The organism is Cryobacterium psychrotolerans (assembly GCF_900101115.1).
GTDB classification, from domain to species: Bacteria; Actinomycetota; Actinomycetes; order Actinomycetales; family Microbacteriaceae; genus Cryobacterium; species Cryobacterium psychrotolerans.
In genome coordinates this window covers 106,928-125,834 of sequence record NZ_FNFU01000008.1, presented here as the reverse complement: position 1 = coordinate 125,834, position 18,907 = coordinate 106,928, and the positions used below count along the sequence as shown (strand labels likewise).

Here is an 18,907-nt window from a genome sequence, read left to right as displayed (position 1 = left end):
GAAGAGGGCGACTTCGTGGGCACAACGATTTTCGAACGGGCGCGGCCCGCCGCATCCGTCGTCGCGCACTCCCTCGGCGACACCCGGCATGCGCCGTTCTGGCTCGACGACATCGCCCCGCAGGCGCGGCATCCCCGGCTGGCCGCCGACCTGAACTGCGACCTCGCGGTCGTCGGCGCCGGATACCTGGGACTCTGGACCGCCCTCATGGCCAAGCAGCAGAACCCGGCGGCCCGGGTGGTTCTGCTCGAGGCCCGAACCGTCGGCTGGGCTGCCTCCGGGCGCAACGGCGGTTTCTGCGAAGCGAGCCTGACCCACGGCGAGGAGAACGGCCGCACCCGCTGGCCGAACGAGATCGACCGGCTGAACGAACTCGGGCTGGAGAACCTCGACGAGATCGAGCGGAGCGTCGCCGAGCTCGGCCTCGACTGCGACTTCGAGCGCACGGGCGCCATCGACCTCGCCATCGAGGAGCACCAGGTGGAGTGGCTGCGGGAGGAACCGACCAGCGCCGACACCGTCTTCCTCGATGCGGAGGCCCTGCGCGGGCAGGTCGACTCGCCCACCTACCTGGCCGGCGTCTGGCACCGGCGCAGCAATGCGCTGGTGCACCCGGGCAAGCTGGCGGCCAAGCTCGCCCGGGTCGCGACCGAACTCGGCGTCGAGATCTTCGAACACACCCCGGTCCGAAAGGTCGACAGCGCGGGGCTCACTCCGGCCCAGGGCAGCAACCTGGTCACACCGCACGGCACCGTCCGGGCCCGGAAGACCGCGCTGGCCACGAACGTCTTCCCGTCGCTGCTGAAGCGCAACCGACTGTCCACCGTGCCCGTCTACGACTACGTGCTGATGACCGAGCCGCTCAGCCCCGAGCAGCTGGCGGCGATCGGATGGCAGAACCGCCAGGGCCTGAGCGACCTGGCGAACCAGTTCCACTACTACCGGCTGAGCGCCGACAACCGCATCCTCTTCGGCGGCTACGACGCGATCTACCACTATGGCGCGCGGGTCCGGAGCGAGTACGAGAACCGCCCGGCGAGCTACGAGCGGCTCGCGAGCCACTTCTTCACCACCTTCCCGCAGCTGGAAGGCATCCGTTTCAGCCACCGCTGGGCAGGCGCGATCGACACCTCCACCCGGTTCTGCGCCTTCTTCGGAACCGCCCGCGGCGGCCGAATCGCCTACGCGGCCGGCTTCACCGGGCTGGGCGTGGGCGCGACCCACTTCGCGGCGAAGGTCATGCTCGACCAGCTGGCCGGACGCCATACCGAGCGCACGCAGCTGGAGATGGTGCGCGGCCGGGCCCTGCCCTTCCCGCCGGAGCCGATCGCGTCGATGGGCATCCAGACGACGCGGTGGTCGCTCGACCGCGCCGACCACAATCGCGGGCGCCGCAACGCGATCCTGAAGACGCTCGACGCCCTCGGCCTCGGCTTCGATTCCTAGCCCCGCCCCTCGACCCACTGACCAACGGAGACACCGGATGCTCACTCCCGGCCACGCCACCGCAGCCGCAGCCCTGCGAATCGAGCGAGCCCCCGTCCCGGCCGCGCAGGTCGTCGCCGGCGCGCCCGGCACCGGGTCCGCCGTGCTCGATGTGCTCGGCGACACCGAGATCGGCGTCTGGGAGATGTCGCCCGGGGCCATGCGGGACGTCGAGGTCGACGAGGTGTTCCTGGTGCTGACCGGAGCCGCGACCGTCGACTTCGAAGCCGACGGGCGCCGCATCACCCTCGCGCCGGGTGACATCGTGCGCCTCGTCACCGGGATGCGCACCGTCTGGACCGTGACCGAAACACTCCGCAAGCTCTACCTCGCCTGACCTGACCCCCTCCCGCGAAACCGCAGTAGTGCGCGTTATGAACCCGTTTTAGCGCGCACAACTGCGTTTTCGCGGAGGAGGGTCGTCACAACGAAAAACGCTGTAGAGAGCGCCCTTCCCGATCGAGAATGGCAGCATAAAAAGATTTGACGGTAGGAATCGGCATCTTTTCCCTGTCTCGACACGCCGGGCGTGCAATCATCCATTTCCGCTTCGTTGAGGCGCCGGCCGCAGTAGGTTGAGCACACACAATGAGGTGTGCGGCCAGGTGGGCGGACGCGCGAGCCTCCGACTTGATCCGAAAGAGGTCATCATGTCAGTTGATCAACCCACGAAGAAGAGTCTTGGCGACGCGGAGCACCTCAGGGTCCTCGGCTACGACGACTCGTTCATCCGCTCCATGTCCTGGTGGGGTAACTTCGCCCTCGGCTTCACCTACCTGTCGCCGCTCGTCGGCGTCTACTCCCTGTTCGCCCTCGCATTGAGCACGGGGGGCCCGCCCTCGATCTTCTGGCTCGTCATCGTCGGAGCCGGCCAGCTCCTGGTCGCGCTCATCTTTGGCGAGGTCGTGTCGCAGTATCCGATCGCCGGGGGCATCTACCCCTGGACGCGGAGGCTATGGGGCAAGCGCTACGCCTGGATGGCCGCATGGGTGTATATCTGGGCGATGCTGGTGACGATCACGGCCGTCGCGGAATACGGCACCGGCTTCCTCGCGAGCCTGATCAACCTTCCGGTCACCAACGAGGTGACCCTCGGCCTCGCCGCGCTGTTCCTCCTCGTGGCGTTCGGGATCAACTTCTCCGGCACCAAGATGCTCGCTCGAGTCGCCCGGATCGGGCTGGCCGCCGAGCTCATCGGAGTCGTCGGCCTGGGCCTCTACCTGCTGATCTTCCAGCGCAAGCAGGAGTTCAGCGTCTTCTTCGACACCATGGGTGTCGAAGGCGACGGAAGCTACGGTGCCGCCTTCCTCGGCGCAGCGCTGGCCGGCCTCTTCCTGTTCTACGGATTCGAGGCCTGCGGCGACGTCGCGGAGGAAGTCGAGAACCCGGCCCGGCGCATCCCCACCGCCATGATCATGACGATCCTCGTCGGAGGCGTCTCCGCCCTGTTCTCGTTCGGCGGCTACGTGCTCGCCGCGCCCGACCTGCAGGCCATCGTCAACGGTGAGGATGCCGATCCGATTCCCCTGATCCTCGAGTCGTCTCTCGGGACCGTGGGAGCGAAGCTCTTCCTCGTGGTCGCGCTCACCGCATTCCTCTCCTGCGTGCTCAGCCTGCAGGCCGCGGCCAGCCGGCTGCTGTTCTCCTTCGCCAGGGACGGCATGATCCCGGGGCACACCTGGCTGGCGCAGGTCTCCCCGCGCCGCGCGGTTCCGGTCAACGCCCTGATCGTGGCCTGCACGATTCCGCTGCTGCTCTGCGTGCTGATCTACGTGGGCGGCAGCACCCTGCTGATGCGGATCACGGCCTTCGCGGTGATCGGCATCTACGTCGCGTTCCAGGCCGTGGTGCTGGCCGCACTTCGCCAGCGGATCAAGGGCTGGAAGCCGGCCGGACCGTTCAACCTGGGCGCCGCAGGCTTGCTCGTCAACGTGGCCGCCCTCGCCTACGGGCTCTTCGCGATCTACCTGCTGGGACGGCCCGGCACGTCCGGAGTCTTCCTCGACGACTGGATCGTGTTGCTCGGCCTCGGCGTCGTGATGGGCAGCGGGCTGCTCTACCTGTTCATCGCCAAGCCGCACAGCGCCTCGCACGCTCCGGAAGGCGATGCGATCGAAATGGCCAGGCAGATCCGGGAGCACCCCGACACGCAGTAGAAACGTCCAGGCACGCAAGAGGGGCCCGTCGGATGACGGGCCCCTCTTGGCGTTCGCCTTCGTGTCGTTCGCCCCGCGCGGGCCGGGGAAAAAGAAAAGGCCCGCCGAAGCGGGCCTTTCCTCACAGATCGTGAAGCTTAGATGCTGTTCACGTCGAGCGGGATGCCGGGGCCGAACGTGGTCGAGACGGCGCCCTTCGTGATGTAGCGGCCCTTCGAGGAGCTCGGCTTGAGGCGCACGATCTCTTCGAGGGCTGCGCCGATGTTCTCGTTCAGCTGCTCGGCGGTGAAGGATGCCTTGCCGACGACGAAGTGCACGTTGGAGTGCTTGTCGACGCGGAACTCGATCTTTCCGCCCTTGATGTCGGAGACTGCCTTCGCGACGTTGGGCGTCACGGTGCCGGTCTTCGGGTTCGGCATGAGGCCTCGCGGGCCGAGGACCTTACCGAGACGACCGACCTTACCCATGAGCTCCGGGGTCGAGACGGCGGAGTCGAACGAGGTGTAGCCGGCGGCCACCTTCTCGATGAGCTCGTCGCCACCAACCTCGTCGGCGCCTGCAGCGATAGCCGCCTCGGCGGCCGGGCCGGTTGCGAACACGATGACGCGGGCGGTCTTACCGGTACCGTGCGGCAGGATGACGGTGCCGCGCACCATCTGGTCTGCCTTGCGCGGGTCGACACCGAGCTTGAGGGCAACCTCAACCGTGGAGTTGAACTTGGCGGAGCCGGTCTCCTTCGCGAGGGTGACGGCTTCGGTGGGGGTGTAGAACTTGTCGGCTTCGATCTTCTCGGCCGCGGCCCGATAGGCCTTTGACTTCTGTGCCATTTGAATCTCCTGTACAAAAATTTGAGAGTGTGGTGCGAGCCTGGCTGGCTCTTCCACGTACTGCTGGGTGGCGGGATGCCGGGTGGTGAGGGTTACGCCTCGACCGTGATGCCCATGGAACGGGCGGTTCCGGCAATGATCTTCGATGCCGCGTCGAGGTCGTTGGCGTTGAGGTCAACCATCTTCGTCGTGGCGATCTCGCGAACCTGCGCCTGGGTGAGCTTCGCAACCTTGACGGTGTGCGGGGTGCCACTGCCCTTGGCAACGCCGGCTGCCTTCTTGATGAGCTCCGCCGCCGGCGGGGTCTTCAGGATGAACGTGAATGAGCGGTCGTCGTACACGGTGATCTCAACCGGGATGACGTTTCCGCGCTGGGCTTCCGTCTGGGCGTTGTACGCCTTGCAGAACTCCATGATGTTAACGCCGTGCTGGCCAAGCGCCGGCCCGATGGGCGGTGCTGGGTTCGCGGCGCCGGCCTTGATCTGAAGCTTGATCAGACCGGTAACCTTCTTCTTCGGTGCCATTGTTCTTCCTTCTTATTGATGTTCGAGCAGCCACGAGGGCATGCTCTCCCGAGGGCCCGGACGGGCCCCGGTGGACTTAAAGCTTGGTGACCTGGTCGAAGCTGAGCTCGACCGGGGTCTCACGTTCGAACAAGGACACCAGCACGATGAGCTTGCCGCTCTCCGGCTTGATCTCGTTGATGGAACCGGGCAGGCCCGCGAACGAGCCTTCCTTGATGGTGATGGTCTCGCCGATCTCGAAGTCGATCTCGGCGGGCAGCACGCGGGACGCGGCCTTGCCGCCCTGTCCGCCGCCGGTCTTGATGCTCGGAGCCTCGGTGATCTCGACGAGGCTCTTCAGCATGCCGAAAGCCTCTTCGAAGCGGAGCGGGGTGGGGTTGTGCGAGTTGCCGACGAAGCCTGTGACTCCGGGGGTGTGGCGCACAACGGACCAGCTGTCCTCGTTGAGGTCCATGCGAACAAGAACGTAGCCGGGGATGCGCACGCGGGTGACCATCTTGCGCTGGCCGTTCTTGATCTCGACGACGTCTTCCATCGGAACCTCGACCTGGTAGATGTAATCTTCCATGGCCAGCGACTGCTTGCGGTTCTCGATGTTCGACTTCACGCGGCGTTCGAAGCCGGCGTAGGAGTGAATGACGTACCACTTGCCCGGCTGGAAACGCAGTTCCTTACGGAACTCGTCGTACGGGTCCTCCGGGGTCTCCTCGGCTGCTGCCTCGTCGGCGGCTTCGGTCTCGACGTCCACCTCGTCCTCGACGGCCTCTGCGGCAGCCTCGGCTTCATCGGCGGAGTCGATGTCGAGGGCGTCATTGACGACCTCGTCAGCTTCGGGATCGGTGGCCTCAGCCAGGGCGTCCAGCGCGGCGTCGAGGTTGTCTTCGACGTTGGCGTTGGGGTCGATGATGTGCAGGGCTGCGTGCTCGGCAGGCTCTACGGCGCCTTCTTCTTCGGCGAGGATGTTGCCTTCCTGCGCCTCATCCTCGTCAGAGGACTGCTCTGCGGCGGTGGCCCAGTCGACGTCGCCGTGTTTCGTCTCAGTCACTAAATCTCAGTCCTTATCTATCGAACCGGCACGAATACGGTGCCGATTCAGAGTTGCCATGAAAATCACGCGGGATGCGCCGGCCGTCATGCGCTCTAGCCTGACGGCGTTCCGAACACATACGTCACGACGAGCGCGAACACCCAGTCGAGACCCGAAACCAGGGCCATCATGATGACCACGAAAACCAGCACGACGCCCGTGTAACTCAGGAGCTCCTTGCGGGTCGGCGTGACAACCTTGCGGAGTTCAGCCAGAACCTGCTTGATGAACAGGGTCAGCCGAGCGAACGGTCCGCGCTTGGATTCGCGGGCGAGTCTCGCGTTGGCGACGATTTCCTCACTGGGTTCGTCGATAACTGTTCGGGCCACCTGTCACACCTTTCATGGGCCGACGGAAATACCACCGACTTGCAGGGCGGACAGGACTCGAACCTGCAACCTGCGGTTTTGGAGACCGCTGCTCTACCAATTGAGCCACCACCCTAGGAATGAAATCCCCACCACCTCTTCGCGCGCCTTCCGCGTCGTCAGACGACAAAAATGGGCGCAAAAAAGCATGGCAGATTTCAACTACCTCGATCAAGTCTAGGTCACTCCGGCACCGCTGTAAAGCCGAGCCGGGCCTGTGCCGGACCGGGCCTCCCCCCTATGCTCGTATCGTGGCCCACGAACTCAAGCGAATCTCCACCCGGGTCGGCTCCATTGCGGAGTCGGCAACCCTCAAGGTCGACGGCAAGGCCAAGGCGCTCCAGGCGGCCGGTCGTCCCGTCATCAGCTACGCGGCCGGCGAGCCGGACTTCCTGACCCCGGAGCACATCGTCGAGGCCGCGCTGGCCGCGGTGCGGGACCCGAAGAACTACCGCTACACGCCCGCGGCCGGCCTGCCCGAACTCCGTGAGGCCATCGCCGCCAAGACCCTCCGCGACAGCGGCCTGGAGGTGTCGCCCGGCCAGGTCGTCGTGACCAACGGCGGCAAGCAGGCGGTCTACCAGGCCTTCGCGACGCTGCTCGACCCGGGCGACGAGGTGCTCGTGCCCACGCCGTACTGGACCACCTACCCCGAGTCGATCCGGTTGGCCGGCGGCGTGCAGGTGGACGTCTTCGCCGGCAGCGACCAGGGCTACCTCGTCACCGTCGAGCAGCTCGAGGCCGCCCGCACGCCCCGCACGAAGGTGCTGCTGTTCGTGTCGCCGTCCAACCCCACCGGGGCCGTCTACTCCCCCGAACAGACCAGGGCCATCGGCGAGTGGGCCGAGGAACACGGGCTCTGGGTCATCTCGGACGAGATCTACCAGAACCTCACCTACGACGGCGTGCGCGCCGTCTCGATCGTCGAGGCCGTTCCGGCGCTGGCAGACCGCACCATCCTGGTCAACGGCGTCGCCAAGACCTACGCCATGACCGGCTGGCGCCTGGGCTGGATGGTCGGACCCGCCGATGCGATCAAGGCCGCGGCCAACCTCCAGTCGCACCTGTCGTCCAACGTCTCGAACATCTCCCAGCGGGCGGCCATCGCCGCCCTGAACGGGCCGCAGGATGCCGCGCTCGCGATGCGCGACGCCTTCGACCGTCGGCGCAAGATCATCGTGGCCGAGCTGAACAAGATCCCCGGCATGGTCACGCCGACGCCGCAGGGCGCCTTCTACGTCTACCCCGACGTGTCCGGCCTGCTCGGGCGCACCTGGGGCGGGGTGACCGTCACCACCTCGCTGGAACTCGCCGACCTCATCCTCGACCAAACCGAGGTCGCCGTTGTCCCCGGCGAGGCCTTCGGCCCGAGCGGCTACCTGCGCCTCTCCTACGCCCTCGGCGACGCGCCCCTGGTCGAAGGCATCCAGCGCCTCCAGCGCCTCTTCGCCTGACCCCGCCCCTCCCAGGCCCCCAAGCCCCCCCCAAGCCCCTGAGGGGTCGCAAATCGACCTTCCCGAGGCCGATGAAGGTCGATTTGCGACCCCTCACGGCGGCGAACCGTCCGACACTGTGGGATTCTGTGGGATTCTGGGCGCATGACATCCTCCGCCCCCGTTGTGCGGGTTCGCGACCTGCGCAAGTCCTACGGCAGTGTCGACGCCGTCAGCGGGATCAGCTTCGACATCCACCCCGGGGAGACGTTCGCCCTGCTCGGCCCCAACGGCGCGGGGAAGAGCACGACGATCGAGATCCTCGAGGGCTATCGCGACCGCACCTCGGGCGAGGTGAGCGTGCTCGGCGTCGACCCGCGCCGCGCGGGGCTCGGCTGGAAGGCACGCCTGGGCATCGTCCTGCAATCCGCCACGGAGAGCGGCAACGTCACCGTGACCGAACAGCTCACGCACTTCGCCGGCTTCTATCCGAACCCACGCCCCGTCGGCGAGGTCATCGAGGCCGTGGGCCTCCAATCGAAGGCGAAGACCCGCATCGGCAAGCTCTCCGGCGGGCAGCGGCGCCGGGTGGATGTCGCGCTCGGGATCGTCGGACGGCCGGAGTTGCTCTTCCTGGACGAACCGACCACGGGTTTCGACCCCGAGGCGCGCCACCAGTTCTGGGACCTCGTGCGCCGGCTCAAGGACGAGGGAACCACCATCCTGCTCACCACCCACTACCTCGACGAGGCCGCCCGGCTGGGCGACCGAGCCGGGGTGATCAACGAGGGCCGGCTCATCGACATCGGCGCCATCGACGAGATCGGCGGCGCCGAGGCACGCGTGCCGCTCGTGCGCTGGCGGGACGAGACCGGCGCCCTCCGCCAGGCGCGCAGCCAGGAACCCGCCCGGGTCGTCGCGGAGCTCGTCGCGGCGCTGGGCCGGGAACCGGGCGACCTGGAGGTCATCCGGCCGAGCCTGGAAGACGTGTACCTGGGCCTGGTCCGCGGCGCGCGTCCGGAGACCGAGAACAACCGCGAAACGGAGGTCCGCGCATGAGCGCGAGCAGCACAGCCACCTCCGCACCTCGCGGCGGCCTGGGGCGCATCCTGCGGCTCGGCGCCTCCCGGGTGGGGTACGAAACGCGGGTCTATTTCCGCTCGCCGGACAGCGTGTTCTTCACGTTCCTGTTCCCGTTCATCATGCTCGGCATCTTCACGGCGGCCTTCGGCGCGGCCGGCAACATCGGAACGGCGCCGGACGGCAGCGGGGGCATCAGCGTCGGCGCGTACTACCTGCCCGGCATGCTCGCCGCCGGGATGCTGCTCTCCGGCGTGCAGAACCTGGCCGTCGACATTGCCGGGGAGAAATCCGACGGCACGCTCAAGCGCCTCGGCGGCACCCCACTGTCCCCGCTGAGCTATTTCATGGGCAAGATCGGGCAGGTCCTCGTCACCGGCATCCTCCAGGCCGGCCTGCTGCTGCTCGTCGCCCGCTTCCTGCTGGACATCGAGTTGCCGAGCGAGCCGGAGACGTGGCTGACCTTCGCGTGGGTGTTCCTGTTCGGCGTCATCACCAGCGCCTTCCTCGGGATCGCCCTCTCGTCGCTGCCCCGTTCCGGTAAGAGCGCGACGGCCGTGGTCATCCCGATCGTGCTGATCCTGCAGTTCATCTCGGGCGTTTACCTGCAGTTCTACGCTCTGCCCGAATGGATGCAGAACGTCGCCAGCCTGTTCCCGCTGAAATGGATGGCGCAGGGCATGCGCGCCGTGTTCCTGCCGGAGGGCTTCGCCTCCCTCGAACCGTCCGACTCATTCGACCTCCCGCTGGTCGCGCTCAACCTGGCCGTCTGGCTCGTCGTCGGGCTCGTACTCAGTCGGCTCACCTTCCGCTGGATCCGCCGCGACAGCTGACCGCGCGCCCTCATCGCCCCCTCACGCGGCAATTCGACCGGTTACAGGTGCACGCCCACGAGCACGGGTTCCGGCTGCAGGATGACACCGAACTCGGCCTGCACGCGGCCCTGCACGTAGCGGGCGAGTTGTGCGATTTCGTCGGCGGTCGCAGCGCCGGTGTTCGTAAGGGCGAGCGTGTGCTTGCTCGACACAGCAGCGCGCGAGCCGGGCAGTCGGAACCCGCGGGAGATCCCCGCGTGCTCGATCAGCCAGGCCGCGCTGAGCTTCACCAGACGCACCGTGCCCCCCGCTCCGGGGATCGGCCCGACACCGGCGTAGTCGGAGAGCGGAATGACCCGGTCGGGCATCTCGTCCAGGGGCCCGATCGGCCAGCGCGGGGCATCCCCCGGCAGGGTCCGCCCGAACGTCTCGGTCACGATCGGATTCGTGAAGAACGACCCCGCGCTCCACGTGTCGTGGTCGCTCGCGTCGAGCACCATCCCCTTCGACGCGCGCAGGGCGAGCACCGTGTCGCGCAGCGTGGACAGGGGGACGCGGTCCCCGAGCTGCACGCCGAGCGCCCCGGCAAGTTGCCCGTAGGCGACCGGGGCGCTGAGCGCGCTGCCCAGCACGGATGCCTCGGCGCTCGTGTCCTGCAGGTCCAGTTCGATCGCGAGCACGACGCCCCGCAGCCCCTGCTTGAGCACGGACGTGCGGTAGCCCAACTCGAGCTCACCCGCCTCCATCCGGCGGCGTGCGCCCGTCTCGTAGTCGAGGAAGTCGATGGCGACCAGGCTGGAGCCGAGCTCCTGGCCGTAGGCGCCGATGTTCTGCACCGGGGCCGCGCCGGAGGAACCGGGAATCCCGGAGAGCGCCTCGATGCCCGCCCACCCGCGCGCCACGGCCTGCGCGACGACGCTGTCCCACGGTTCACCGGCCTGCACACGCAGGCGCACCCGGTCCCGGTCCGGCGCGGACGAGCTGACCTCGATGCCCCGGGTGATCACGCGGATCACGGTCCCGCCGAAGCCCTCATCGCCGGCGACGGTGTTCGAGCCGCCGCCCAGGAGCATCCAGTCGTCGTCGGAGGACCAGGCCGCCAGGGCCGCATCGACGAGCTCCTGCTCCGTGGCCGGCGCGACCATGCGGGCTGGAACACCGCCGACGCGCATGGTGGTCAGCTGGGACAGGGGAACGGGATCGGTCATCGGCATGGGGCTCAGGCGAGGCTGACGCGCGCCTGCGCCTTGCCGAGGACGGTCTGGTCGTTGAACGTGACGGTCAGGTCGATGCGGGCGACCCGGGCTTCCGCGTCGATGACGCCGACCCTGGCGACGACGGTGACGACCGCGCCGTCAACCGGGTCCACCAGCACCGGGCGGGTGAAACGCACCTGGTAGTCCACGATGCGCGCGGGGTCGCCGACCCAGTCGACGACCGGCTGCACGGCGAATCCCATGGTCAGCATGCCGTGCGCGAGTACGCCGGGCAGGCCGACGGAGACGGCGACGTCATCCCGGTAGTGGATGGGGTTGAAGTCGCCGGATGCCCCGGCGTAGCGCACGAGGGAATCGCGGGTCAGCGCAAAGCTGCCGCCGGCGACGACGTCGCCGACGCTCAGGGACTCGAGGGCGGGTGTGGTGCTCATTCGTCTCCCCTGACAACGAGGGTGGATGTCGCCGTGACGACGTGGGCGCCGGTGGCGTCCAGAACGTTGGACTCCGCTGTGACCATCGAATGACCGCCGAGGCTCTTCACGCTCGCGACGGTCAGGGTCGCGGTGAGCTCGTCGCCGGCGACGATCGGGCGGCTGAAGCTGAAGCGCTGGTCGCCGTGCACGACCCGGCTGAAGTCGATTCCCGCCCCGGGCTCCGAGAGCAGCTGTGCCAGCGTCGCCTCCTGGACGACCACGGCGAACGTGGGCGGGGCGACGACATCGGCGTAGCCGGCCGCGCGCGCGGCCTCCGGGTCGTGGTTGATCGGGTTGGTCGCGAAGACGGCGCGGGAGAACTCGCGCACCTTCTCACGCCCGACGAGGTAGGGCGGCGCGGGCGGGAAGACCCGGCCCTGCAGTTCGGGGTTCACAGACACATCTCGAGTGTAGTTGCGCGAGGCGAAGCGGCTCCCGGCGGGCCGGGAATCGGGCAGAGTAGTGAACGTGGAATTCGTGCGCGTTCGCCTGACCGACCCGAAGGTCGACCCCCTGCTGACCGACCTGCGCCGGGAGTACGACGCCCGCTACGGCGACGGGGACTCCGTGCTCGACGCCCCGGCCGAGGCGTTCGACGCTCCGACGGGATGCTTCGTCGTGCTGCTCCATGAGGGGCGCACGGTCGCCGGCGGCGGCATCCGACGGCTGGACGCGGGCACCTGCGAGGTCAAACGCATGTGGACCAGCCCCGACCATCGCCGCCAGGGCCTCGCCAGCGTCGTGCTCGCCGAGCTCGAGTCGGTGGCCCGGGAACTCGGCTACCGGGCCGTGCGGCTGGAGACCGGCCCCGCCCAGCCGGAGGCGCTCGCCCTCTACCGCCGGCTCGGCTACCGGGAGATCGGCAACTACGGGCAGTACGAAAACGCGACCGGGTTCGAGCGTTCGCTCGCCGGCGACGAAGCCTGATCCACGGGCCGCGGGCACCCGGCATTGGCCTGCGGCACCCTCTGGCGGTAGCGTTGGCATCGCGATGCATAACAAACTAGTCCCCCACCCCGACGTGCCGTTCGACCTCCCCACCGCCGAACGCATTCACGCCGCCGTCGCTCACTACGGTGAGCAGACAGTGATCGACAACTCGATCGCCCTCCTCCGCGGCAAGAACGCCGGCAAGGATTTCCTTCTGTACGCCGGCGGGAAACACGCGCTCGGCATCCTCGACGGTGCCCCTGCCCTGTACTGGCCTGAGCTGTGGGGAGCCCGCGCACTCCTGTACGTGTGGAGCGACGCCGCCGCCCCGTATGTCGTCGTCGGCCTCACCAACCAGGCCTGGCGCGTGCGCGAAATGTGCGCGAGGGTGATCCTGCTCCGCGGCCTCCAGGTCGCCCCCAAGCTCGTGCGGATGACCACCGACGAGGTGCCGCGCGTCCGCGCCGCCGCCCTCCACACACTCGCAGCCCAGGGCACGGCCGAACACCTCGAGGCCATCACCGCGCGGCTCCGCGACCCCGACAAGGACGTCCGCCGGGCGGCGCAGCAGGCCCGCGACGAACTCACGTCCCGGCTGAAACTCCCCACGGAGCAGACGCCCACCGGTGAGTAGCCCCTTCGAGCGCTACGTCGCCATCGGCGACAGCTTCACCGAAGGCGTCGGCGACGAGCTGCCGGGCGGCCAGGTGCGCGGCTGGGCCGACCTTGTCGCGCTCGGGCTCGCCGAGGCGTCCTCCACGCCGGTCGCCTACGCGAACCTCGCCATCCGGGGCAAGCTGCTCGGCCCCATCGTGGCGGGCCAGCTGGAGCCGGCCCTGGCCCAGGCCCCCGACCTGGTGAGCATCTGCGGCGGGGGCAACGACCTGATGCGTCCGCGGGTCGAGATCCCCTACATCGTCGACCTGCTCGCCGTCGTGGTCGACCGCGCGATCGCCCAGGGCGCGCACGTGGTGATGCTCAGCGGGGCGAACCCGTCCCGGCACCTGCCGATGGGCGCGCTCATCCAGCGCCGCGGCGACCTGCTCGCGGATGCCTGCAGGGTGGCGTTCACCCGGCCCGGCGTCACACTCGTCGACAACTGGGCCGACCCGGAACTCGAGGAACGCCGCTTCTGGTCGGCCGACAAGCTGCACCTGAATTCGCGCGGACACACCCGAATCGCCTCTCGCGTGCTCGAGGCGCTCGACCTGGCGGTCCCGGGGGGCTGGGGCACGGATGCCTCCGCAGAGGCCCCGGCGGACGAGCGGGTGCAGGGCACCGCCGCCTACTACCGTGAGTTCGTGTTGCCGTGGATCGGACGCCGGCTCACCGGACGCTCGTCCGGCGACGGGCGTCCGCCGAAGCGGCCGGTCCTGGAACCGGTCGATCTCGGCTGACCGGCGGCGCGAGCGCTAGTCGGTCGCGCCGCCGGCGCGCCCCTCCATCATTTCCTTGAACTTGCGCAGGTCCTTCTTGACGACGTGGTCGTCGACGCCGAAGATGACGCCGGTCTTCTCGAGCAGCCCCTCGGCCACCCAGTCGAGCCTCACCGTGACCCGGCACGACGCGTCGGACAACGCATCGAAGGACACCATCCCGGCGTGCGTCTCATCTCCGCCGACACTGGTCCAGGCGATGCTCTCATTGGGCCGTTGTTCCATGACGGCGTCGAATTCGCGCTCCACCCCGCGGATGCTCACCTTCCAGTGCGAGCGGGTGTCGTCGATCTTCGTGACCGAGTCGACGAAATCGAGGAACTCGGGAAGCGACTCGAGACGGGTCCACCGCGCGTAGGCCCGCTCAACGGGAACGTCAAGGTCGATTTTTTCGGTAACTCGCGCCATTTCATCCTCCAGAATTGTCTTCGCGCCGGCCCTCGCGGCCTGGCCGCACCGGGGATCCGGATCCGCCGGCGACCCGGCGCCCGATGGGAGCAACCACGGCACTCGCGCGCGACCGTACCCCCGACGCAGCGACTATGCGCCACGCAGGCGCAAAAGTCCACCCCCTGGACCGGATTCCCGGGCCTTGGTAGTGTTCCTGCAGATAGGGGTGCTCCCCGAATTCCGGCCCTTAGACCCTAATGAGAGGGTTCCCAATGCGGCCGGAAGAGAAGCACACCTCTCGGGGGTAGGACATCGTCGGGGTGACCTGCCCCCTTATCCCGGCCCGAGCCAGGCGAGCTCCGGGTTCAGCCGCGCGCCTCGTGCCGCTCGCCTCGCGCGACCGGCGACAGCAAGGAAAAAGTCCCGAGATGTTCGAACCTCGGGACTGTGGTAGCGGGAGCGGGAATTGAACCCGCGACACCACGATTATGAGCCGTGTGCTCTAACCAACTGAGCTACCCCGCCACGACCTGTCGGCTGCTTCCAGCCTTCAAGCCTGAGCCCCCTGTGGGAATCGGACCCACTACCTCTTCCTTACCAAGGAAGTGCTCTACCAATGAGCTAAGGGGGCACAGCTTCCCACGTTCGGAAGCCTGCCGCGTTTTTGGCAACCGTAAAAGATTATCACCCATCCGGCCGCCCTGTGACCGCTCGGCCGTTTCCGGGCGGACGGAGAAAACTCCGGCGCCGGCCTACTTCACCGAACCGGCCGTCAACCCCCCGACGATGTACTTCTGGAGGTACAGGAACAGCGCCATGACGGGCAGCGCCGCGAGCACCGCGCCGGCCGAGAAGGCACTCCAGTCGGCGTAGTTCGGGTTGGAGACGAGGCGGTAGAGCCCCACGGCGAGGGTCTGCTTCTCCGGGTCGACGAGCAGCACGCTGGCGAGCACGAAGTCGTTCGTGGTGCTGATGAACGACAGCAGGGAGACGACGGCCAGGATCGGGGCGACCAGGCGCAGGATGATCGTGAAGAAGATGCGCGCGTGGCTCGCGCCGTCGATCTTGGCGGCCTCGTCGATGGATGCCGGAATCGTGTTGAAGAATCCGTACATCAGGAAGGTGTTCACGCCCAGCGCGCCACCCAGGTACACCATGATCAGGCCGATCTGGGAGTTCAGCCCGATCGCCGGGAAGATGTCCCCGATCGTGCTCATCAGCAGGAAGATCGCCACAACCCCGAGCAGTTGCGGGAACATCTGCACGAGCACGATGGTCAGCAGGCCGGTCCGGCGCCCGGTGAAGCGCATCCGCGAAAAGGAGTAGGCGGCGAGAGCGCCGAGAAAGACGCTGCCGAGCGCCGTGATTCCCGCGATCATCAGGGTGTTCCCGAACCAGGCTGCGTACGGAGCCTCCGGCGTGTTCAGGATGCGCACGTAGGCGTCGAAGCCGATTTTCGAGAAGAGCGCGTTGGAGCCGGTGAGCGTGCCGTGCGGGTTCAAGGACGCCGACAACACGTAGAGCAGCGGGAACGTCGAGAACACGACCATGACCAGGCCGACCACATGCCGCCAGCCGGTCGACGCGAACCAGCGCTTGAGGGTGAACGGGCGCTTGACCGGGACGAAGCCGGTGGCCTCCGCGGTCGTGCGGGTTGTCGTTTTCATTAGTTGAGATCCTCCAGCGCCTTTGTCTTCCTGAAGCTGATGATCGAGATGACAGCAACGAGGATGAAGATGATGATCGAGAACGCACTCGCCAGGCCGTAATCCCGGGTCTGCCCGGTGAACGCCACCTTGTAGACCATCGAAATCAGGATGTCCGTGGCACCCACGTTCACGCTGGCTTCCGCATCGCGCGGCCCGCCCCCGGTGAGCATGTAGATCAGGTTGAAGTTGTTGAAGTTGAACGCAAAGGACGCGATCAGCAGCGGTGCCACCGAGACGAGCAGCAGCGGCAGCTTGATCAGGCGGAAGACGGCCCACGGGCTGGCCCCGTCGACTGTCGCCGCCTCCTGCAACTCCTCCGGGATCGACTGCAGGGCACCGGTACAGACGAGGAACATGTACGGGAAGCCGAGCCACAGGTTGACCAGGAGGATGCTGAACTTGGCCAGCCACTCGTTGGTGAGCCAGGGTATCTGCGCGCCGCCGAGCAGCACCTGGTTGATGAATCCGAAGCTCTCGCTGAGCATTCCGGCCCAGACGAGCGCGGAAAGGAACGCGGGGAACGCGTATGGCAGGATCATCGCGACGCGGTAGAACTTGCGCCCCTTCATCCGAAGGTCGTTGAAGACGATCGCGAGGAAGAGCCCGAGCAGGAACGTGGACGCCACGGAGATGCCGGCGAAGAAAAACGTCCAGATGGTCACCGAGACCAGCGGGCCACGGATTCCCTCGTCGGTGAAGGCGCGCACGAAGTTGTCGAAGCCGACATTGATCCGCCAGCCCGGGAGCATCGCCTCACCGTCGGGTGAGGTGAACGCGCCCTCGCCCGTGTCGGAGTAGACCACGCCCGTCCCGGTGTTCGTCATCGTTCCGGCCTGCTCGTCGTAGACGAGGGTCGACAGGTACAGGTAGGCGTTGCGGCCGTCGGGCGTGCGCAGGCTTCCGTCGTTGGGATCCTCGGAGTACGGGACCGCCATCTTCGTGATCTCATCGGTGCGCGCGACGACGTCCTGGAAGCTCAGGGACGTGTATCCGGCGGCGGCGACGGCCTTGCCGCCTTCGACGGTCGCGTCACTGACCCGCTGCAGCGGCTCGTCGTTGCTGCCGATGCTCACGTCGCCGTCGGGGTCGGTGACGAGCAGGCTGAGCGTGCCGACCCGGTCGACCACGGTCACCGCGTAGGTGGGCGAGTCCGGCACTCGCTCCAGCGCGGAGCTCATCAGCGCCGAGACGGCCTGGTCCTTGTCGCTGTTGTGACCGGTGCTGTAGTTCGTGAAGCCGATGTAGGCGGTGTAGCCGACGGCGAAGATCTGGAAGATCACCAGGAAGATGACGCCGGGGGTGAGGTATTTGGCGGGCAGTTTGCCCGGCGAGAAGTAGATCCAGTTGACGATGAGGGTGACGGCGAGCACGAGGCCGAACACGATCCATTGGCCCTTGGCGAAGAGCACGAAGAGCGCATACAGTGCGATGGCATCGACGAGGCCGAGCAGGATGATTTTGACCAGGATGGCCTTGAGGCCGGCCGAGGCCGCCTCGGCTATCCGTGCGGCCTGTCGCTGGCGCCTGTTCGGTTTCTCTTCGTTGGCGACGTCCTCGTCGGTGATGATGCTCATGTGCCTGGTATCCCTAGCCTTCAACCTGCCAATAGCGAATCCCCGGGCGGATGCGCGTACGCATCCGCCCGGGGAATGAGGGGGGTGTTAGCCGATCGCCTTCGTGACGTCAGCCGACAGCTTCGTCCAGGTGGCCGCTGGGTCGGCGCCGTTGATGACGGCCGCCTGCGCGATTCCCCAGAACTGCCAGACCTGGCCCATTGCCGGGATGGCCGGCATCGGGACGGCCTCGGCACCGACGGCCGCGAAGCCGGCGATGATCGGGTCGGCCGATGCGGCCTCGGCCGAAGCCGAGAGCGCGGGGAGGATGTTGCCGGACTTGAAGAGCTCGGTCTGGACTGCCTCGGTGCCGAGGTAGTTGACCAGGAAGTCGTTCGCGGCAACCTTGTTCTTGCTCTGCTCGCTGACGAAGAAGCCCTTGACGCCGGCAAACGGCTGGGCCGCGTCCTTGGACGGCGGCGCGATGGTGTCGACGGCGAGGTTGATGCCCGCCTCCTTCGCTGCTCCGACGTTCCACGGTCCGGTCAGCCAGAAAGCTGCCTTTCCGGTGGTGAAGGCATCCTTGGCGATGTCACCGGTGATCTCGGTGTTGAAGACGCCGGTGCCCTTCTTGCCCTGGCTGCCGAGCCAGGTCGCGAATTCCACGCCGCCCGCGTTGCCGAGCTCCAGCTTGGTCGAGTCGTAGCCACCGTCGGCGTCGGTGCCGAACACCGGTGCGCCGAACGAGGTCTGGAACGGGTACAGGTGGTACGGGTTGCCGTCGGCACCCTGCTCCACGACGAACGGGTACTTGACGCCGGAAGCCGTGCCCTTGGCGATCATGTCGTCGTACGAGGTGGGTGCGGTCTTGACGAGGTCGGCGTTACGCAGCAGCGCCAGGTTCTCGATGGCGTAGGGGAGCATGTAGGTCTTGCCCTCGTACGTGGAGGCGTTCACCGCGACGTCGAGGAAGCCGTCTGCCTTGTCGCCGAGTTCGATCGGGGCGACGACGCCGTTGGTCACGAGCTCACCGAGCCAGTCGTGGGCGCCCATGGTGACGTCGGGCCCCTTGCCGGACGGAACCTGCTGGATGAAGTCATCCTTCAGCTTTGCGTTGTCCTTGGAGACGAGCTTGACCTTGACGCCGGTCTCGTCGGTGTACGACGCAGCGGCATCCTTCAATGCGTCGATGCGCTCGGCGTCGACCCAGACGGTCAGGGAGCCGGAGTTCTTGGCGGGGTCCGCCTTCTCGGTGCCCGCGGAGCATCCGGCCAAAGCCAGTGTTGCGACGATTGCTACTGCACCGGCAGCGAGCAGGCCGTTCTTTTTCACCATCATTGGTGTGCCTTTCTAGAGGAACGCTGACAAAAATGCAAGCGATTACATGTATAACCCGTCATTGAGGGATTGACAACTCAACAAAA

The 18,907-nt window shown here is 67.2% G+C and carries 20 protein-coding genes and 3 tRNA genes; 9 read left to right on the top strand and 14 right to left on the bottom strand.

Annotated features, from left to right (window positions below):
- The first annotated feature begins 15 nt into the window (after positions 1–15).
- The 3 genes from BLQ39_RS09045 to BLQ39_RS09035 all read left to right on the top strand — a co-directional run bounded on the left by BLQ39_RS09045 (position 16) and on the right by BLQ39_RS09035 (position 3,641).
- On the top strand, positions 16–1,446 hold the full coding sequence (locus tag BLQ39_RS09045; protein WP_092323434.1) for an NAD(P)/FAD-dependent oxidoreductase: 1,431 nt from the start codon (positions 16–18) through the stop codon (positions 1,444–1,446).
- A 37-nt stretch (positions 1,447–1,483) separates the two neighbouring features.
- The gene (locus BLQ39_RS09040) at positions 1,484–1,822 is read left to right on the top strand and encodes a cupin domain-containing protein (RefSeq protein ID WP_092323407.1); all 339 of its coding nucleotides are present in this window, start codon (positions 1,484–1,486) and stop codon (positions 1,820–1,822) included.
- A gap of 313 nt (positions 1,823–2,135) precedes the next feature.
- Positions 2,136–3,641: an APC family permease gene (locus BLQ39_RS09035; RefSeq protein ID WP_092323405.1), complete on the top strand. Its 1,506-nt coding sequence runs from the start codon at positions 2,136–2,138 to the stop codon at positions 3,639–3,641.
- Positions 3,642–3,778: 137 nt separating this feature from the next.
- Here BLQ39_RS09035 and rplA read toward each other — a convergent pair whose 3' ends face one another.
- The 5 genes from rplA to BLQ39_RS09010 all read right to left on the bottom strand — a co-directional run bounded on the left by rplA (position 3,779) and on the right by BLQ39_RS09010 (position 6,523).
- Entirely contained in the window at positions 3,779–4,468 is a 690-nt protein-coding gene (gene rplA / locus BLQ39_RS09030) for a 50S ribosomal protein L1 (protein ID WP_092323404.1), read from the bottom strand.
- 92 nt (positions 4,469–4,560) lie between these two features.
- The gene (rplK, locus tag BLQ39_RS09025) at positions 4,561–4,992 is read right to left on the bottom strand and encodes a 50S ribosomal protein L11 (RefSeq protein WP_092323402.1); all 432 of its coding nucleotides are present in this window, start codon (positions 4,990–4,992) and stop codon (positions 4,561–4,563) included.
- Between the two features lie 76 nt (positions 4,993–5,068).
- A complete protein-coding gene (nusG, locus tag BLQ39_RS09020) occupies positions 5,069–6,037 on the bottom strand; it encodes a transcription termination/antitermination protein NusG (protein WP_092323401.1) in 969 nt (322 codons plus the stop codon).
- Between the two features lie 95 nt (positions 6,038–6,132).
- Complete coding sequence (gene secE, locus BLQ39_RS09015; protein WP_092323399.1) at positions 6,133–6,408, bottom strand: preprotein translocase subunit SecE; 276 nt, start codon at positions 6,406–6,408, stop codon at positions 6,133–6,135.
- Positions 6,409–6,450: 42 nt separating this feature from the next.
- Positions 6,451–6,523: transfer RNA gene (locus BLQ39_RS09010), tRNA-Trp, on the bottom strand.
- A 175-nt stretch (positions 6,524–6,698) separates the two neighbouring features.
- On the opposite strand from BLQ39_RS09010, the gene BLQ39_RS09005 reads away from it, so the two are divergent.
- The 3 genes from BLQ39_RS09005 (at position 6,699) to BLQ39_RS08995 (ending at position 9,793) form a co-directional block, all read left to right on the top strand.
- The gene (locus BLQ39_RS09005) at positions 6,699–7,901 is read left to right on the top strand and encodes a pyridoxal phosphate-dependent aminotransferase (protein ID WP_092323398.1); all 1,203 of its coding nucleotides are present in this window, start codon (positions 6,699–6,701) and stop codon (positions 7,899–7,901) included.
- Between the two features lie 144 nt (positions 7,902–8,045).
- Positions 8,046–8,939 (top strand): ABC transporter ATP-binding protein, encoded by an 894-nt coding sequence (locus BLQ39_RS09000; protein ID WP_092323396.1) that lies wholly within the window; start codon positions 8,046–8,048, stop codon positions 8,937–8,939.
- Positions 8,936–9,793 carry an ABC transporter permease gene (locus BLQ39_RS08995; protein ID WP_092323395.1) on the top strand — a complete coding sequence of 286 codons (858 nt, stop codon included), beginning with the start codon at positions 8,936–8,938 and terminating at the stop codon, positions 9,791–9,793. Before BLQ39_RS09000 ends, BLQ39_RS08995 begins: the two co-directional genes overlap by 4 nt.
- A 41-nt stretch (positions 9,794–9,834) precedes the next feature.
- Here BLQ39_RS08995 and BLQ39_RS08990 read toward each other — a convergent pair whose 3' ends face one another.
- The 3 genes from BLQ39_RS08990 to BLQ39_RS08980 are packed head-to-tail and all read right to left on the bottom strand — an operon-like array spanning position 9,835 to position 11,866.
- Positions 9,835–10,983 (bottom strand): UDP-N-acetylmuramate dehydrogenase, encoded by a 1,149-nt coding sequence (locus tag BLQ39_RS08990; protein ID WP_092323432.1) that lies wholly within the window; start codon positions 10,981–10,983, stop codon positions 9,835–9,837.
- Positions 10,984–10,994: 11 nt separating this feature from the next.
- Positions 10,995–11,423 carry a MaoC family dehydratase gene (locus BLQ39_RS08985; RefSeq protein WP_092323393.1) on the bottom strand — a complete coding sequence of 143 codons (429 nt, stop codon included), beginning with the start codon at positions 11,421–11,423 and terminating at the stop codon, positions 10,995–10,997.
- Positions 11,420–11,866 (bottom strand): FAS1-like dehydratase domain-containing protein, encoded by a 447-nt coding sequence (locus tag BLQ39_RS08980; RefSeq protein ID WP_092323392.1) that lies wholly within the window; start codon positions 11,864–11,866, stop codon positions 11,420–11,422. The genes BLQ39_RS08985 and BLQ39_RS08980 overlap by 4 nt, the downstream gene beginning before the upstream one ends.
- Positions 11,867–11,933: 67 nt before the next feature.
- Between BLQ39_RS08980 and BLQ39_RS08975 the strand changes: the two genes are divergently transcribed.
- The 3 genes from BLQ39_RS08975 to BLQ39_RS08965 all read left to right on the top strand — a co-directional run bounded on the left by BLQ39_RS08975 (position 11,934) and on the right by BLQ39_RS08965 (position 13,792).
- Positions 11,934–12,392: a GNAT family N-acetyltransferase gene (locus BLQ39_RS08975; protein ID WP_166804930.1), complete on the top strand. Its 459-nt coding sequence runs from the start codon at positions 11,934–11,936 to the stop codon at positions 12,390–12,392.
- 64 nt (positions 12,393–12,456) lie between these two features.
- Positions 12,457–13,029 (top strand): HEAT repeat domain-containing protein, encoded by a 573-nt coding sequence (locus tag BLQ39_RS08970; RefSeq protein WP_092323388.1) that lies wholly within the window; start codon positions 12,457–12,459, stop codon positions 13,027–13,029.
- Entirely contained in the window at positions 13,022–13,792 is a 771-nt protein-coding gene (locus tag BLQ39_RS08965; RefSeq protein ID WP_092323387.1) for an SGNH/GDSL hydrolase family protein, read from the top strand. Before BLQ39_RS08970 ends, BLQ39_RS08965 begins: the two co-directional genes overlap by 8 nt.
- A gap of 15 nt (positions 13,793–13,807) precedes the next feature.
- Here BLQ39_RS08965 and BLQ39_RS08960 read toward each other — a convergent pair whose 3' ends face one another.
- The 6 genes from BLQ39_RS08960 to BLQ39_RS08935 all read right to left on the bottom strand — a co-directional run bounded on the left by BLQ39_RS08960 (position 13,808) and on the right by BLQ39_RS08935 (position 18,821).
- Entirely contained in the window at positions 13,808–14,239 is a 432-nt protein-coding gene (locus BLQ39_RS08960; RefSeq protein ID WP_092323385.1) for an SRPBCC family protein, read from the bottom strand.
- A 430-nt stretch (positions 14,240–14,669) separates the two neighbouring features.
- A tRNA-Met gene (locus BLQ39_RS08955) sits at positions 14,670–14,746 on the bottom strand.
- Between the two features lie 34 nt (positions 14,747–14,780).
- Positions 14,781–14,852: transfer RNA gene (locus BLQ39_RS08950), tRNA-Thr, on the bottom strand.
- A 121-nt stretch (positions 14,853–14,973) separates the two neighbouring features.
- Positions 14,974–15,888 (bottom strand): sugar ABC transporter permease, encoded by a 915-nt coding sequence (locus tag BLQ39_RS08945; RefSeq protein WP_092323384.1) that lies wholly within the window; start codon positions 15,886–15,888, stop codon positions 14,974–14,976.
- Complete coding sequence (locus BLQ39_RS08940) at positions 15,888–17,504, bottom strand: ABC transporter permease subunit (RefSeq protein WP_092323382.1); 1,617 nt, start codon at positions 17,502–17,504, stop codon at positions 15,888–15,890. The genes BLQ39_RS08945 and BLQ39_RS08940 overlap by 1 nt, the downstream gene beginning before the upstream one ends.
- Before the next feature lie 87 nt (positions 17,505–17,591).
- Positions 17,592–18,821 carry a sugar ABC transporter substrate-binding protein gene (locus BLQ39_RS08935; RefSeq protein WP_092323381.1) on the bottom strand — a complete coding sequence of 410 codons (1,230 nt, stop codon included), beginning with the start codon at positions 18,819–18,821 and terminating at the stop codon, positions 17,592–17,594.
- Positions 18,822–18,907 lie beyond the last annotated feature (86 nt).